17 protein-coding genes and 1 pseudogene are annotated in these 16,815 nt (G+C 37.5%); 12 read left to right on the top strand and 6 right to left on the bottom strand.

The genetic code is table 11. The features are described from left to right. Positions 1-10 precede the first annotated feature (10 nt). The 9 genes from UP17_RS09910 (at position 11) to UP17_RS09955 (ending at position 7,562) form a co-directional block, all read left to right on the top strand. Entirely contained in the window at positions 11-538 is a 528-nt protein-coding gene (locus UP17_RS09910; protein WP_061462859.1) for a QcrA and Rieske domain-containing protein, read from the top strand. A gap of 187 nt (positions 539-725) precedes the next feature. Next, a complete protein-coding gene (locus UP17_RS09920) occupies positions 726-1,037 on the top strand; it encodes a hypothetical protein (protein ID WP_061462861.1) in 312 nt (103 codons plus the stop codon). Then, positions 1,024-1,311 carry a hypothetical protein gene (locus tag UP17_RS09925; protein WP_061462862.1) on the top strand — a complete coding sequence of 96 codons (288 nt, stop codon included), beginning with the start codon at positions 1,024-1,026 and terminating at the stop codon, positions 1,309-1,311. The genes UP17_RS09920 and UP17_RS09925 overlap by 14 nt, the downstream gene beginning before the upstream one ends. Further along, positions 1,304-2,809 (top strand): nitrate/nitrite transporter, encoded by a 1,506-nt coding sequence (locus tag UP17_RS09930; RefSeq protein WP_061462863.1) that lies wholly within the window; start codon positions 1,304-1,306, stop codon positions 2,807-2,809. The genes UP17_RS09925 and UP17_RS09930 overlap by 8 nt, the downstream gene beginning before the upstream one ends. A gap of 171 nt (positions 2,810-2,980) precedes the next feature. Then, positions 2,981-3,631: a sensor histidine kinase gene (locus UP17_RS09935; RefSeq protein ID WP_061462864.1), complete on the top strand. Its 651-nt coding sequence runs from the start codon at positions 2,981-2,983 to the stop codon at positions 3,629-3,631. A gap of 101 nt (positions 3,632-3,732) precedes the next feature. After that, positions 3,733-4,386: a response regulator transcription factor gene (locus tag UP17_RS09940; protein ID WP_061462865.1), complete on the top strand. Its 654-nt coding sequence runs from the start codon at positions 3,733-3,735 to the stop codon at positions 4,384-4,386. Then, positions 4,376-4,837 carry a GAF domain-containing protein gene (locus UP17_RS09945; RefSeq protein ID WP_061462866.1) on the top strand — a complete coding sequence of 154 codons (462 nt, stop codon included), beginning with the start codon at positions 4,376-4,378 and terminating at the stop codon, positions 4,835-4,837. Before UP17_RS09940 ends, UP17_RS09945 begins: the two co-directional genes overlap by 11 nt. A gap of 20 nt (positions 4,838-4,857) precedes the next feature. Further along, on the top strand, positions 4,858-6,585 hold the full coding sequence (locus tag UP17_RS09950) for a sensor histidine kinase (RefSeq protein WP_061462867.1): 1,728 nt from the start codon (positions 4,858-4,860) through the stop codon (positions 6,583-6,585). 221 nt (positions 6,586-6,806) lie between these two features. Next, positions 6,807-7,562 carry an IclR family transcriptional regulator gene (locus UP17_RS09955; protein WP_061462868.1) on the top strand — a complete coding sequence of 252 codons (756 nt, stop codon included), beginning with the start codon at positions 6,807-6,809 and terminating at the stop codon, positions 7,560-7,562. A gap of 315 nt (positions 7,563-7,877) precedes the next feature. Here the strand turns inward: UP17_RS09955 and UP17_RS09960 are convergent, their stop codons facing one another. The 3 genes from UP17_RS09960 to UP17_RS09970 form a co-directional block, all read right to left on the bottom strand. Next, positions 7,878-8,900 (bottom strand): NAD(P)H-dependent amine dehydrogenase family protein, encoded by a 1,023-nt coding sequence (locus UP17_RS09960; protein WP_061462869.1) that lies wholly within the window; start codon positions 8,898-8,900, stop codon positions 7,878-7,880. Between the two features lie 329 nt (positions 8,901-9,229). After that, positions 9,230-10,405: an SLC13 family permease gene (locus UP17_RS09965; RefSeq protein ID WP_061462870.1), complete on the bottom strand. Its 1,176-nt coding sequence runs from the start codon at positions 10,403-10,405 to the stop codon at positions 9,230-9,232. 313 nt (positions 10,406-10,718) lie between these two features. Then, positions 10,719-11,348 (bottom strand): homoserine/threonine efflux transporter, encoded by a 630-nt coding sequence (locus tag UP17_RS09970; protein WP_061462871.1) that lies wholly within the window; start codon positions 11,346-11,348, stop codon positions 10,719-10,721. 139 nt (positions 11,349-11,487) lie between these two features. On the opposite strand from UP17_RS09970, the gene UP17_RS09975 reads away from it, so the two are divergent. Together UP17_RS09975 and UP17_RS09980 are read left to right on the top strand one after the other, a co-directional pair. Then, positions 11,488-12,315: a TrmB family transcriptional regulator gene (locus tag UP17_RS09975; protein ID WP_061462872.1), complete on the top strand. Its 828-nt coding sequence runs from the start codon at positions 11,488-11,490 to the stop codon at positions 12,313-12,315. Between the two features lie 186 nt (positions 12,316-12,501). Next, the gene (locus tag UP17_RS09980) at positions 12,502-12,681 is read left to right on the top strand and encodes a hypothetical protein (protein WP_155727291.1); all 180 of its coding nucleotides are present in this window, start codon (positions 12,502-12,504) and stop codon (positions 12,679-12,681) included. 204 nt (positions 12,682-12,885) lie between these two features. On the opposite strand, the gene UP17_RS09985 is transcribed toward UP17_RS09980, so the two are convergent. From UP17_RS09985 to UP17_RS09995, 3 genes are read right to left on the bottom strand one after another with little or no spacing between them, the layout of a single operon-like run. Beyond that, a complete protein-coding gene (locus UP17_RS09985) occupies positions 12,886-13,800 on the bottom strand; it encodes an ABC transporter substrate-binding protein (protein WP_061462874.1) in 915 nt (304 codons plus the stop codon). Positions 13,801-13,820: 20 nt separating this feature from the next. Then, positions 13,821-14,825 (bottom strand): FecCD family ABC transporter permease, encoded by a 1,005-nt coding sequence (locus tag UP17_RS09990; protein WP_411730424.1) that lies wholly within the window; start codon positions 14,823-14,825, stop codon positions 13,821-13,823. Positions 14,826-14,837: 12 nt separating this feature from the next. Further along, positions 14,838-15,872 (bottom strand): FecCD family ABC transporter permease, encoded by a 1,035-nt coding sequence (locus tag UP17_RS09995; RefSeq protein WP_061462876.1) that lies wholly within the window; start codon positions 15,870-15,872, stop codon positions 14,838-14,840. 280 nt (positions 15,873-16,152) lie between these two features. Between UP17_RS09995 and UP17_RS10000 the strand changes: the two are divergent. After that, a pseudogene (locus UP17_RS10000) lies at positions 16,153-16,490 on the top strand (YmaF family protein). The last annotated feature ends 325 nt before the right edge of the window (positions 16,491-16,815 follow it).

Genomic DNA, 16,815 nt, shown 5'->3' on the forward strand with positions numbered 1-16,815 from the left:
AGGGATTAAGATGCCGTCAGATAAAAATAATAAAATTCCCTTTAATGAAGATAATTACACTCATAATATTGAACGGAATAATGAAAGAAAGCTTGACAGACGTGGGTTCATGAAAACATTAGTGGGTGCTGCTGGCGTATTCGCCATTTCCTCCCTCCCTTGGGGGGCGGTAGCGGCTAAAGAATTGATGGGGCTTGGGGAGAAGGAGTATCCTCACAAAAAAATCACAGATGTAAGCAAACTTGCAATTGGTGACGCAATGAATTTTAAATTTCCAGGTGATCATGATGATGCCATTTTGATCAGATTATCAGAAAAGAAATATGCAGCTTACCAAAATGCATGCACACATCTTCGCTGCCCGGTTTTCTGGGTGAAGGAAGAGGGAGAGATGGTTTGTCCTTGCCATCATGGGAAATTTGATGTTGAAACAGGTGCTCCAACTGCTGGTCCGCCAAGAAGGCCGCTGCCTGAGATTCAGGTGAAAGTGGAAAATGGAGCGGTATACGCAGTAAGGGTGAAGCGTTATGAGGCTTAAGTTCATTGGTGTCGCGTTGCTCTGTGCCTTCTTTATGATGAATATTGTATTTACCCAATTTATGGTTCACCAATATTATTATGAAAATTATGTGAATGTTTTAATATTCGTGGGATTAAACATTGTGGTGTTTCCCTTAGCGTTATTTACATATAAAAAAACGAAAAATGAAAAGGCGTGAATGTAAATGAACAGTGAAACGTACATTGATTTTTGTTTTATAAAAGAAGCATCTGGAAATTTTGCTGTTGAAATCGATATGCTCCTTTCAGACCTTTTTAAAGATGTCCGACTAAACTGGTATTTAGATGAAAAGTCAATCGATGGGGTCGATATTGTAGTTGCTGAAGTAAAAGGAATGAGCAGATGGGAGTCTGAAGAGGAAGCAATTGAATTTATCGAGATTCATGCAGGAGATTTGTTCTGGAAACATTTGCATGGGTATCAACTAAACGTTTACATGACAAAGAGGGGGTGCAATACCTGTGGAGCCCATTAAAATAGAAGATATACAACCGTTAGTATCAGAAAAAGCAAGCGTAGCGATCCTGGATGATGGTGGCCAGGATAAAGCTTCTTTCGTTACAAAAACGATTGTTAAGGTGGAGCTTTGTCCTGACATCACACATCTGCGCATTTATTTTGACGACATTAACTTTTTTGCAGTCCCATTGATATCGATTGTGACTAAAAGTGTAAATGAGTGGGTGGCTTTTGATGAAAAATCGGGTTTGCAATATATAATTAGAAGAGAGAGTGGTCAGGATGTTTAAAAAAATTCAGCTGCCATTACACACCTTAAATCTCGTTGTAGGATTTATGGTATGGGTATTAATTTCTTCCCTGCTGCCTTTTATTAAAGAAGATATCAATATACCGGATGGTCAGCTTGCACTGGTAACAGCTGTCCCGGTTATTTTAGGATCTATCCTTCGCATTCCCCTTGGCTTTTACGCCAATCAGTTCGGGGCCAGGAGAATTTTCCTGATTAGCTTTATATCGCTGTTATTCCCTGTTTATTATATCAGTATCGCGGATTCTCTTGCTGATTTGTTGATTGGGGGGCTTTTCCTGGGAATTGGGGGAGCCGTATTCTCTGTTGGAGTAACTTCCTTACCTAAGTATTATCCTAAGGAACGCCATGGCTTTATTAACGGAATTTATGGTGCAGGAAACCTCGGAACGGCCATTTCAGCTTTCGCAGCCCCCGCTGTAGCTACGAAGTTTGGCTGGTCGACAACCGTACAGGTTTATCTTGTGATTTTGTCAGTCTTTATCGTTGGTAACTTCCTATTGGGGGATAAAAAGGAACCGAAAGTAAAAACCCCGCTTTTAGAACAAGTTAAGGGTGTCTACAAAAATGAAAAACTGTGGCTGCTAAGCTTATTTTACTTTATAACATTCGGTTCTTTTGTTGCATTCACTATTTATCTGCCAAACTTCCTTGTAGAGAATTTTGGATTAGATAAAGTTGATGCCGGTGTAAGGACAGCTGGCTTTATTGTCCTTGCTACTTTTATGAGACCAATTGGCGGGTGGCTAGCCGACCGCTTCCATTCTCTTATTCTGCTCATGTTTGTTTTTGGTGTTTATACGGTTTCAGCCATGATCCTATCCTTTGCTCCATCATTCGGATGGTACACATTCGGCTGTTTAAGCATTGCTCTCTGTGCTGGAATAGGAAACGGTGTCATTTTTAAGCTTGTGCCGATGTATTTTCAAAAGCAGGCTGGTATTGTGAATGGAATTGTGTCAGCAATGGGTGGTTTGGGAGGATTTTTCCCTCCGTTAATTTTATCCTTGTTATTCAATATTACAGGTCATTATGCAATCGGGTTCATGGCATTGTCCGAAGTTGCCCTCGCAAGTTTGATTTTAGTTGTCTGGATGTTTTTCCAAGGTAAAATGGGGCTTGCCAAAGAAGTGATTGACCATACAATAGAAGGAATTTTGATCACCGATATCAGTGGTAAAATCATTTCAGTAAACCCTGCATTTACTAAAATTACGGGCTATCAGGAAAATGAAGTACTTGGAAAGAATCCTAGTATACTTAAGTCTGGTAAACAACCGCAAACTTTTTATGAGGAATTATGGAATTCTATTAAAAAAAATGGTTTCTGGCAAGGGGAAATCTTGAATAGCCGGAAGGATGGGCAACAATATCTACAATGGCTGACAATAAGTGCAATAAAAAATGATGCCGGGGATGTCGTTCAATATGCCGGGATGTTCAGTGACATTTCAAGTAATAAAGTGAAAAAAGCATAAAGAATTATATATCGTAAATTCTCAGTCTTGAAGTGGAGCTTTTGACGTACAAAAATATAGTGCAAACTTTCCCACTGAACAAATCGCTCGATAGAAAGCGTAACTTTTGGGAGGACGTGGCGTAAGTCGGTCTGTCCGATAATTTGCGACAAACAAGTAAGGAGGGTGGGAATGAATACTAAGCCACTCAAAAAAAACATTAGTTCTTACATTATTCAAACTCATGAAGAAGAGATTAAACGAATTGCAATGGAGCTTCATGAAGGTGTGGGACAATCCCTCTACAGTCTCTTTACAGGTATGCAGCTCATTGAAAAGGAAATCGAACAGCCTGCCATGAAAAGCTATGCAGGCGATATGAATCAGCTATTGGAAAAGACAATTCAAGAAATCAGGCTCTTGGCTGTGGAATTGCATCCTCCTACCCTTACAACTCTGGGGCTGATTTCTGCTATGAAAAGCTATATAAAATTATACACTTCAACATATGGCATTGAAGTTGAGATAGAGAATCTGGGTGTTGAATCGAAAATATCTGATAGAGAAAGCATTACACTTTTCAGAGTCTGCCAGGAAGCATTAGTGAATATAGCCAGATATGCTGATACGATGAAGGCAAGTATACTATTCAAATGGAAAAAAAGCAGGTTATTGATCATGATTAAAGATTCAGGAAAAGGGTTTGAGGTGGAAACCGCTATGAATAAGTCGAGCGGGCTTGCAGCCATGAGTGAAAGAATGCATTTGATTGGCGGAAAATGTTTCATATTTTCAAAAATAGATGAAGGGACTTCTATAGAGATTTCCCTTCCATTATATTAAAATGTACTAAACAAGGGGTTTGCTAATTGAGCAATCCCCGTTGTTGTTTCATTTTCAACTAATAACACTACATATACGAACAGAGCAAAGGGGGAGCAGCTTTGATAAAAATTTTGCTTTGCGATGATCACGCCGTTGTAAGAATGGGCTTAAAGATGCTATTAAATAATCATGCTGATATGGAAGTCATAGCGGAAGCTTCTGAAGGGAACGAAGGAATACAGCAAGCGCTAGAGCACCAGCCTAATGTGGTAGTCATGGATTTAAGCATGCCTCATGGGAAAGATGGCTTATCAGCAACTTCGGAACTGAAAAAACTAATGCCTGAAGTATCCATATTAATACTTACAATGCATGATGATGAAGAATATTTATTCAGAGCCATTCAAGCGGGGGCTTCAGGCTGTATTTTAAAAAGTGCACCACATGAAGAATTATTACTAGCTATTCGCTCTGTATCGACCGGAAATGCTTACCTTCATCCATCTGCAACAAAAAGGTTAATGGAAGTATACATAGGCAGTGTGAAGCAGGGGACCTCTGATATTTTCAATCTGCTTTCGGACCGTGAAAAAGAGGTGCTGACATTGATTGCGAAAGGATTTTCCAATAAAGAAATTGCCGGACAACTTGTCATAAGTGTGAAAACGGTTGAAACCCATAAAGGAAACCTGATGGAGAAGCTTCAGATGAAAACAAGACCTGAACTTGTTGCATTTGCTTTAAAAAAGGGGTTATTAGGGCATGGAATTTAACGTGTACAATCAATCAAGAAAAGGTCAACCATTTAAACAAACGTGTGTACAAGTATTAAAAGAGTTGGACTGTGATTTTGTTGGTCTTGCTTTACAAAACAGTAACGGTCCAGATGTAAGCTGGCATTATGCCGCCGGGAACAGAAATGATAAATACAAAAGAATAACTGTTCGATATGGGAAAGGGATAGCAGGGAAGGTCATCTCTACAGGCAGGCCGATGAAAATTGAAGATTTCCCTAATAATATCCTTGGCAAAGCACTAGAATACCCTATCATGCTCGCGGAAAATCTTAGATTCGCTTTCGCAGTTCCAATTCAATTTAAAGTTGTTCTCAAAGGAGTATTATTGGTAGGTAATAGAACAACTCAGCCTATTTCTGAAAGTGACCAGCAAACGATCCTTGATGCAGCAAAAAAATTGGAAAAGGAATTAAACAGCTCAATTTAACGGCAACAGGAGGACTATGAATGGACTGGAATAATCATTTGGAAAAGGAAAAAGAGAATTTTTCTGGGTCCGGCGATGCGACAATTCTCGTCAATGAATCTGGCATCATCTCATTTGCGAATCAACGGGTATATGAAAATTTTGGTTATTCAAATCATGAATTAATAGGAGAAAAACTTTTGAATCTTATGCCAGGAGCAAACCTTCAGGCAAGTGGGGAAGGGGAAATAATCCACCAGTTCGGAATCCACAAGGATGGTCATGCTTTTTCCCTTTTTTTCAGGATGAATGCCTTTTCTCTTGAAAAAGAGGTCCATTACTTAGTCGTGTTCCATAAAGTGAAAGACCAATCACGGCTTAATCAAAATCAATCCTATCCCATAAATGAGCTGGTTGATATAATGTATGCAATAGAAGAATCAACGATTGTTGCTTTTACAGATGAAAAAGGCAAAATAAAATCCTTCAATAAGAAATTTTGTGAGGTATCCAAATATTCAGCATCAGAGCTTTTAGGGAAAGATCATCGTATTATCAATTCAGGTCATCATTCAAAGCAATTTATGCAAAATCTTTGGAGAACAATCTCAGCAGGAAGTGTATGGCAAGGCGAGGTTAAGAACAGAGCAAAGGATGGAACCTATTATTGGGTAGATACCACAATTGTCCCTTTCTTAAATGAAATGGGGAAACCGTATAAATACCTGGCAATTCGGAAGGAAATTACCGAATATAAACGAGTTGTAGAGGAACTGAAAAAATCCGTACACAAACTGGTCGATTTTCAATTTGCTTTGGATGCTTCATCAATTGTAGCAATAACCGATCAAAAAGGGACCATCAAATATGTTAATGATCAATTTTGCAGGATTTCCAAATTTTCAAAGGAAGAGCTGATTGGACAGAATCATCGAATTATAAACTCGGGATTTCATTCTAGAGAATTTTTCAATGATCTATGGAAAATGATTTCATCCGGGAATGTATGGAAAGGCGAGATTAAAAATATGACCAAGGATGGAACTTATTATTGGGTAGATACGACAATAGTTCCGTTTCTTGATGAGCACAATAAACCTTACCAGTATTTGGCCATTCGCCATGAAGTGACCAATAGGAAGATTGCGGAAGAAGAGATTCAGAAAATGACGGGTAAAATCATTGATGTTCAGGAAGATGAAAGGAAACGCCTTTCCCGCGAGCTTCACGATGGTATCGGACAAAACCTGTACAGCCATCTCATCACGATTAACAGGCTGCAGGCAGAAATGAGTCATCCCCTGTTAGATCAGATGCGAGATGAAGCGACTGAAATAATCGAAGAACTTCGACACCTATCATGGGAACTGCGGCCATCAGTACTCGATGATCTTGGTTTGTTTCCTGCCATTCGCTCTTATTTGGTCCGGTTTTCAGAGCATCACCATATCAGGGTCCATTTTGACTGTTATTTAAATTGCCGTCTGAATACAAACAAAGAAATTACCATTTACCGTATAATCCAAGAAGCATTAACGAATATTCGTAAATATGCTCATACTCAAGCAGCAACAGTCACGATTCGGGAAATTGATGAAGAAATTCGTGTGGTCATAGAGGATAAAGGAAAGGGCTTTGATATTGAAAAGGTTACCCGTGGGGTAGGCTTATTCAGTATGGAGGAGAGAGCCAGAGCTGCCGGTGGAAACCTTTCCATTCATTCAGTTGAGGAGAGAGGGACAAAAGTATTTTTGGAAATACCTTTGTAGAGAAATCCAAGTCAATTTATATGCAAGGAATTCCTGGGGGCTTTCGAAATTAAGGTAATGTTCCCATCGGGGCTGCAGTTAGAACTATGCCTCAAAAACTAAAGCTGAAAGTTTTGAAGAAAAACGTAAGAAGCTAATATGATTAGGTGCTCATATTTTATAATAGAAAACACCTATAATGAACTATTAACTGAAAACTTAAATCATGAAGGAGAAAAAGTATGCAGGCACATAACAAAACTGTCGTGAAGTCCATGCAGATCCTTACCCTTTTCATAAATCATCCGAAACTCACCTTTAATGAGATGATGGAACTTTCCGACCTGCCGAAAACCTCTTTGCACCGTATGGTGGGATCATTAGAAGAAATGGGATTTTTAACAAGGGACGATGACGGTCATTATTCACTTGGACTGATATTCTTGCAGTTTGGTCAACTGGTAGGGGAGCGTTTGGATATCAGATCAATTGCCTATCCCATCATGAAAGATCTTCGGGATGATGTAGAAGAAGCAGTGAATTTAATTGTGAGGGATAAGGACGAAGCCATGTACATTGAAAAGGTGGACACATTGCATCCTGTTCGACTTTATACATCTATTGGAAGGCGTTCGCCATTATACGCTGGCGACTCTCGAATCATACTAGCGCATTTGCCAGAAGAAGAGCGTGAAGCTTATTTGGAAAGTATTGAATTAAAACCAATTGCCATTGGAACGATAATGGATAAAGATAAACTTCGTCATGCTTTGGATGAAGCTAGAATGAAAGGTTACACGATAACTTCATCTGAACTGGAGAATTATACGAAAGCGGTGAGTGCGCCGATACTCAATGGCAAAGATCAAATAGTAGCTGGCATTAGTGTGGCTGGGATAGAGGCTAGATTTCAGGAAGATCGCTTGCCTGAATTGATTGACAAAGTAACGAAAGCCGCCAAGGAAATTTCCATGAAACTAGGTTCTAAAAAATCTTAAAGATACTAGAAAATGATATTTTCCAAACAATCACATAAGCTGGTTGATTCCTATATAAAAAATGAAAAGGGAATAACCTGCAAAGCCACCGATCATGGTGGTTTTTTGTCTTTTTTTGGCTGCTCAGCAGTAAAATGGTTGATTATAGCAGCTTTAGGAAAGCGCATATCATCAACCATACTAACTGAGCCAAGATGCATAGGTGAACCATTTGAGATGGTTCACCTATGCAAATAAAGTAAGCAATCTACATAGCTATATTCAAGCTTTTGAATCTGGTCACAATCATACGGATGATCGTTGGTCTGCCTGCCTCTAAATATGCACAAAGTCTGATTGATTTATATTTCTCGGCACCCCGATGTCAGCCATTGTAAGTAAACCTGGTTTACGGAGGGCATCAATTTGCTTAGCGGTATTGATAATCATTGCAGCGGTTGCAGTATCCCCAAAGATGCCGTTTGGAACAATCAATCTTTGGGTTTCGTTCCCCTCGATAACGATTTCATCTTCTTGTTTAATACCTGCAGACATCGTTAAATCCAGGTGAATTTCCTTTCCGTCCGTGGTCTTGCCCGTGGAAATTTGATGAAGCCCCTTAACATCCCCAGGTTTTAAGGTAGTTAGGGGAACGGTAATATTTTCGCTTGCAATCGTTGGTTCAATTGTATTGAGTACACTTGAAAGTTTCCAATTGAGCCCATAAGCGATTAATCTGACAGACTCCTCAAGTCCTACATGTCCAATTTTATTTTGTTCAGCTAAAAATTCAAACTCTTCTTTGGTCATCCCGATTCCGACCTTCTTTTGTAAGGGAAGGCGCCTTTTCGAAACATCCACTTTACGATTGACCCTAATTTTATTAACCGTCGTCAATACTGTAGAAAAAGAAATGGCCATAGTATCCATTATGTAGCCTGGATTAATTCCGGTCCCAATGACACTAAGTCCCTTTTCTTTAGCGTAATCATCTATTTCCTGTGAAAGTACAGGATAGCGATGCCAAGGGAAAGAAAGCTCCTCACAGGTGGAAACCACTGAAAATCCATGATCTAGAAGCTCTTTGATTTGAGGCCATACTTGCTGTGCGTTTGAACCAGTTGCATGAAGGGCGACAGGGTGGTCAGCGTCAGTCCTTACTTCCTTTATATGGGAGACTACACACTTATTCGTTTCCTTTTCATTGATGAGTGAGCCAATGTCCTTACCTATCTTATCGGGATCAATATCAACAACTCCGAAAATCGATTGTGGATTGGTTTGGTAAGCACTGCGTAGTATTTCAATGCCAATGGGGCCGAGTCCGAATACTGTAAATTCAGAATATTGTTTAGCCATTCATCTCTCATCCTTTCAAAATAAGGTATAACAAAATGTTAACATTGAGAGATAAATAATAAAAATAGTTAATTTTTATATATTTATAAATAATCGTTATAAAAGGAATGACCGCAATGAATGTGTGGCTATATGCAAAAGAGGTTGCTTCACCTGAAACCGCGTGACACATAAAAAAACACCATCCTTTCTACATATTACAGAAAGAATAGCGTTTTTTTGTTTTTGGGGTAATGATATGCCCTAGCTTGCTGGGCATATGGCGGCACCCCTATAGGCATATGTTAAGGAAATCCAATATAAAAAACCCAAAGTTGTTTAAACCTATATTAAAAGAAATTTTGATTTTTCATTGTAAAGTAATAAACAAGAGTTAAAAGAGCTAAAATCGAAAAGTTATAAAAGCTAAACCTTATAAGGTACATTTTACTTTTTTGTGGATCTCTCTTAATAAAAAGTTTAAATGAAATTACACTTGCGAGGGAAGCAACTATCGTACCAAGTCCACCTAAATTTACACCTACTAATAAAGGCTGCCAATTCACGGAGAATTTTGATAAAAAGATCGCAGCTGGTACATTGCTTATCAGTTGGCTTAAAATTATGGAACTGAAAAAGATAGATGTAGGACTTTTGAGATGTTCGCTTGCAAATGTGTGTACTACCTTTAAATCCGATATGTTTCCTATAAATATAAAAAAACATATAAAAGTAATAAGCAATAAATAATCAATTTTCTTCAATAATTTTATATCAAGTATACATGCGGTTCCCAAAGCGATGATGAATGCAAGTTTGTAGCTTAAAACCCCAAGTATGGATGCAGATATGATGCCAAATAGAATTCCCCATACTGTTGCCCTTTTTTTATTTTTTATAGAAATATACGGAAGTTCCATTTCCAGTGTTTTACTATTCAATCTTTGATTAAGAAAGAATAATAGAATAATTCCAAGAACCACTAATAGAAGGATTGTTGTAAAAAATTGTATGGGCCTTATTCCGTAGTTAGTAAATATATAAAGATTTTGAGGATTTCCCATAGGAGTTAGGCTGCTTCCGATGTTAGCCGCAATTGTCTCTAGTATAATAGTATCTAACATAGAAGTTTGTATAATCTTACTAATTATAAGTGTTAATGGTACAAATGTTATTAATGCCACATCATTCGTTACAAGCATGGAACTAAAAAAGCATAATAAAATTAGGATTGCTGAAACACTTTTACTATTATGACATTTACTCAGTATAGTAATGGCGAACTTATCCAATAGTTTAAGATCTTCCAGAGCCTTAACTACGAGCATAAGATTAAATAAACTGACTAATACTTTAAAATCAATATATTCCAGTTTTGGTGAATGGAATAAACAGCTTACGATTGCAAACAAGAGTGATATGGTAAATACAATGTCTTTTTTTAAAATTCCAAATTTCAAGTTCACTTTTTTTCGTACTTCACATAAATATATTCTTTCATCAAATCCCCCTCCAGTACTATCTATTCTACTACATTACTCTGTTTCTTACATTTGAAACATACACTTAAAAAACACCATCATTTCCATGGAATTACAGAAAAATAGCATTTTTTAGTTATGGGGGTAATGATTTGTCTTGGCTTGATGGGGATTAGGTGGTACCTATTAATGAACTAACGGTGCGTTAGCTGAAATCAGAGTTGTTTATAAGGGCAGCACTTTTCTTATGGAACTAAATGGGCAGGTAGTTAACAAGTTTGTTAGAAACATGTGGAGTGAATAGAAAAACCGTTCAATTTTTTGAACGGATTGAATCAAATTAGTTATTTTATACAATTTATATTCCTGTTTTAATGCCAAAACCTATTAAAATTAAGCCAGTTGATTTTTGGAACGCTTTCTGGAATTTGGAGTTGTTCAACCATTTTTTTGCGTAATCAATTAGATAAACAAGAAATAGAAACCATAATACAGCGAGTAAGGTTAAGATGAAGGCTAATATAATCAATTGCTGGTTTACATTTCCATTCAAATTGACAAATTGCGGCATGATTGTTATATAAACTAAAATAGTCTTTGGATTAAGAATATTATTAAGTAATGCTTGCATAAAGGAATCCTTATTATGCCGATTTAAATACTTCGTGGGTGTATTTGCTTGTGCTTGTATTTCTTTTAAAGAAAAAGCGCTTTTAGTAAAAAAACTTTTAATCCCTAAATAAATTAAGTAGGCGGCTCCCAAATATTTGATTGTACTGAAAAGAATCACAGACTTTGCAATGACGACAGATAACCCAAGAATAGCAATAAGCGTCCAAAAAGAAAGTCCCGTTGCCATTCCGAGAACGGTATAATGTCCAGCTTTTGGACCATAGCGAAGCGTGTTTTTCACTAGGAGCATAGTATCTGCTCCGGGTATAATAACCATCATTGCAACTATTGATATGTAAGTTAGTAAGCTATCCATACTATTTCTCCCTTCTCGTTTGTTAGTGGCTACTCAAGTAACTACTTATTAATTATATTGGATACTTATGGAAAAGGTCAACAGATTTTGCTAAGATATTAGTTACTAAGGTAGCAACTAAGGTTGTGTTGGAGGATTTATGAAAGAAAACATTTTAGAAACATTAAAAAATCTAAATTTTACCGAATATGAAGCGAAAGCATATCTTACCTTATTGGAAGAATCGCCATTGACTGGCTATGCAGTAGCAAAAAACTCCGGTGTACCACGTTCAAGAATATATGAAATTCTGGACGGTCTCGCAATAAGAGGGGATATTCTGGTTAGTCCTGGAAACACACCACAGTATACTCCTGTACCTGCAAAGGAGCTAATAAAAAACCGTCGAATGAAAGCAGAAGAGAATTTTGAACTGGCAGAAAAATCATTAGCGGAGTTTGAAAGTTCTGCAAATGACCGTGAAAATATCTGGAATATCACTGGACGCAATGAAATACTCGAAAAGGTTAAAGCTTGTATATTATCTGCTGAAAAAAGAATCCTCTTAGAGATTTGGGAAGAGGAATTCGAAGAATTGGAGTCTGAACTAAGACAGGCAGCAACTAGAGGGGTCAATGTAACAATTATTGCTTATGGGGAAATCGTATGTGATTTTGCTAATGTTTACCTCCATTATATGGGTCATGAAATTACAGAAGAGTATGGTGGACGATGGCTTGTTATTAGTGGAGATGACTCAGAAGTAGTAGCAGGTATTGTCTCGCTGGGTAAAGATAGTCGTGCGGCATGGACAATGCATGTAGGTTTGGTAATGCCAATTACAGAAGTCATGATTCATGATTTGTATCTCATGGAAATTATGGAGAAACATAGAGAGCTTTTAGAAGAAAGTTTTGGTGAAAACCTTGCCAATTTACGTAAAAAATTTTCTATCCATCCAGATTTTAAGAAACATTACATTGACTAGATTTGTACTATTTTTTCCTGTTTTAACAACAAAAAGAAAAGCATTACTTTTTTATTAATCAACGTTTTGAGGAAGTAGTATGGGGCACAGTACAAATTCAAGCTTTAACACCAGCATCCAGCGTCTATGGGCAATCCCAAGTAGCGAATATTGCTAGATGGGGATTACTAACAATGATTGATGAATATGAATGGATTTGAAGCATGGAAGCACGCATTAGCGGAAGCATCATTTTCACCTATAGCGAAAAAATACGGGAGAGTTCCTGCAATAGTCAATGGACAATTAGAAGTTCCAGAAAATTTCATTGAAAAAGGTGAAGCCGATGCGATTGGGTCAATAAAGTCAATAATGGAGAGCTATTAGCAGTGTTAAAGCCGGAAGAAGTGTTAAGCCCGAATGCAAAAAAAAGGTATTTGAAGTATAAATCTTCTCAATCTCACAGTGCTTTACTTGAAGAAGCAAACTAAAAAAAGCCGATTCCTTAACGTACAGGAATCGACTTTTTTAGTTTGAAATTTCGCCTAGCGTAAAAATTCCCCGTTCATCTTAACCCAAAAATAACACTATTTATTTTGAAAAGATTTCTTTTGCGTTTTCCATGGCCATTTTATTTCCTAGTGCTGAATAGTCAAGCCATGGCTGATCCGGAACTACGTATACATGTTTTCCTTTAACTGCTTTCAACCCTTTCCAAATGGGTGTATCTTCCAACTGTTTAAAAGCAGTCTGAGACTCATCGTCACTGTTGACAATGACAAATATAGCATCTGCATCGAAATCTGGAAGAACTTCTTGAGATATGACTTCGTAAGGCAGATTTTTATCAATCTTTTCAACACCATTGGCAGGTTTAAAACCTAAATCCTGAAATAAGATAGGTCCCATTGGCTTTTCAGTACTAAATACTCGTAACTCCTTTGCAGTAACACGGATTGCCATTACTTTACTGCCTTCACCAAGTTTATTTTCAATTAAATTTTTGACTTCTTTTGTTTGTTTTTCATAATCTGATATGAACTTTTCTGCTTGCTGTTGACGGTCGACAAGTTTAGCAACGGACTTTAAATGATCTCTCCATGTTCCTTCATCAAGATTAAATACATGAGTCGGTGCGATTTTTTCATATTTTGATACATCTTGTCCTGAAAATTCTTTATCAAGATAAATCACAGAAGGATTTAGTTCTATCAACGCTTCCATATCTGGATCTTTTACGGGTCCAAGCTTTTGCGTATCTTTTAATCGATCCTTCACATGCGGCAGAAAATCTTTTAATTCTCCACCAATTACAGAACCAACTGGAGTTATATCTAATGCAAGTAAATCATTTGTTAGGTGGATGGAAAGTGAAGCGATTCTAGGTTCTTCACTCTCTGGTTTATTTTTTTGTGCTGATTTACTATCATTTGAAGATGTCTGTCCGCAAGCCGACAAAATAAGAATTAACATAATGCTAAATAAAATAGTAATTTTCTTGTTCATTTTTTCTCCTAATTGAAAAGTTATTTTGTTTTTGTGAGCAAGTAAAGAAAATAGGGAGCTCCTATAGCAGCGACTACTATACCAGCTGGAATAGCATTTGGATGAAATATGGATCGGCCGATGGTATCCGCAAGCACCAAAATAATGAGTCCTATAAGTCCTGCAACAGGAAGGAAATGCTGGTACATCGGGCCAACAAGCCGACGGGCAAGATGCGGGGCAACTAGACCAATAAATCCAATACCGCCGGCCATTGCTACACTCGCACATGACAAACCAACAGCAGTTACCAGCATCAGCAAACGTTGTTTTTGAACAGAAACACCAAGTCCAGCAGCTACGTCATCACCTAGTGATAAGGCATTTAATGTGTTAGATTTGAAGTAAGCATAAGGTGCTAAAATAAGGATCCACGGAAAAAGGGCAATAACATGGATCCAATCTCTTCCCCATACATTACCAACTAACCATCTTGAAGCAAATGAGTAGGTTTCTTCATCAAGACGAAGAGACAGAAAAAGTGTAATAGCACTAAAACCAGCAGAAATCGCAATTCCAATGAGAATAAGGCGAATGGGCAGTATGCCTTTGTAACGATCATAGGCAAGTAAAACAATAAGAAAAGCAGTTAAGACTCCGCCTAAAAAGGTAAATAACGGTATAAGGATTGATGCTTTTTCATCTAATGAATGAAAATATGTTACAAAGATAATGAGACCAAAGGACGCACCTGCATGTAAGCCTAAAATTCCTGGATCTGCCAAAGGATTACGCGATAAACCTTGTAGGATTGCACCTGAAATTCCTAATCCAACTCCAGCCAACATGGTAATCAAGATTCGTGGCATACGGTAATCAAATAGCACAGTAGAACTTTTAAAATCACCGTTGCCAAAAAGCGTTTGGATTACTTTTAAAGGTGAAATTCGCAGTGTACCTGTATTCAAGCTTATTAATACTGCAACTATACTAATAAAAATAAATACCATAGTAACTATATATGCCCTCTTGTTGTCTGCATTCATATGATATTTCACCTATAAGTCCCTCCCTACTTTACGAGCAATATAGAGAAAAAAAGGAACACCGACAAGGGCCACCATTATACCAATAGCCAGCTCTCTAGGCGGGTTCAACGTTCTGGCACCCAGATCAGCCAGTATTAACAGAATCGAACCCAATAATGCTGACATTGGAATAATGAGCTGATAATATCCTCCAACCAATTTTCGTGAAATATGTGGGATTACAAGTCCAACAAAACCTATTGAACCAACGGCCGAAACAGAAACTCCTGCCAGAATAACGGCTACTATCATTCCTAGTATTCTAATACGATTCGTATTCACACCAAGATTGGTGGAAATATCATTGCCCATTGAAATGAGTGATACAGATCGACCTAATGAAATTGCCCAAATAATTGCGATAAGAATAATAGGAGCAAGCACTTTCAAATGACTCCACTTTATCCCTGCTACACCTCCCGCATACCAAAATGCTAAATCCTGACTCAAATCATAATAAATGGCCACTCCTGAACTAAGTGAATGTAGGAGCGCTGCTATCACTGCACCTGAGATTGTTAGCCTTATAGGTGTTAATCCTCCCGGCACAGATGAGCCTATTATATAAATGAATAATGTACTCAACACAGCTCCTATAAATGAAAAAACCATCAAGACAGCATATGGTATATTTGGAAAGAAAGCGAAACTAAGGGCTACCACAAACATTGACCCTGCGTTAATACCAAGTATTCCTGAGTCAGCTAAGGGGTTGTGGGTGACTCCTTGCATCAAAGCACCTGCAACTGCAAAAGCTGCTCCGACTAATGCAGCGCCAATCACCCGTGGAAGCCGTAGTTCGTGGATAATCTGTTGCTGTGTCAGTGTGGGATTATAATCAAAAATCGCTGACCACACCGTATTGATGCTAACCTCTTTTGCTCCAAATGTTACAGCCAAAAATAGGCACAGCACTAATCCAATAATCACCAGAATGAATAAACACAATAGCAGAAAACCATTTGAACGCTTTTTGAGTCCCTTTAGAGAGGGATTATGTAACATTTTTTAATTCATCCTTTACTGTTCATTAATGGAATTGATAATCATTATCATGATGATTATATCTTTACTCTTTGCTGAAATCAATCTATTTTTTTAACACGTTAATTTGTTAAAATATTGAATTGTTTGTATATGTTCACATAGGCTCCAGCAGGCAGGAAAATCGTTCGTAAAAGTATACTTTTACGATTTTTTAATTATGATTGTTACGAACCTCCTTATTGTTCCAAGCATATAGTTTATAGAATTTATGATAATTAATATATAAGGGGTGAATGGATTGAACAAGGTAGGAAAAGATGATTTTGTTTCTGGGTTTGTTCCACATCATATCATGGGTCCGTTGATTATACATCTGTAGAGGACGGCCATGTCCATCAATGTCTGGATGTAACATCCCCGCCAATTCCATCACAAGAGGGAGAACATATTCACTATACAGAAGGATATGTGGTATTTGAGGATGGGCATAACCATTATTATAAGGCATATTCGGGACCAGCCATTCCTGTTGGCAATGGAATGCACGTTCATTATTATGATTTTTACACAACTGAAGATGATGGGCATAAACATCGAGTTAGAGGGGTCGATCAACCTGCTCCAGGGAATAAATAAAGGTACATGATATTCAAAAAGAAAACATCAGGGGGATTGAAAGCCCCTGATGTTTTCCTTTTTTTTGGATAATTTTAGTAGAGTTTTATCCGATTCGAGGTTTTTCAAATAACCAGTGATAAATTATTTAACGAAGTTTAGAAGTGAAATTATCCAAAATTAAAAGCCCCATTTCTCAGTGTCATAAACGAGAAATGGGGCTTTTTTCACTTTATGCGTAACCCGTTATTTCGAACCCCTCCTTTTAATCGAGAGGGGCTCTTTTTTGAAATTTCACAAAATGCAAAAAATGAATCATTTAAAAGGTAAAGTGTTAACAAATATT

Source organism: Peribacillus simplex (assembly GCF_001578185.1).
Classification (GTDB): domain Bacteria; phylum Bacillota; class Bacilli; order Bacillales; family DSM-1321; genus Peribacillus; species Peribacillus simplex_A.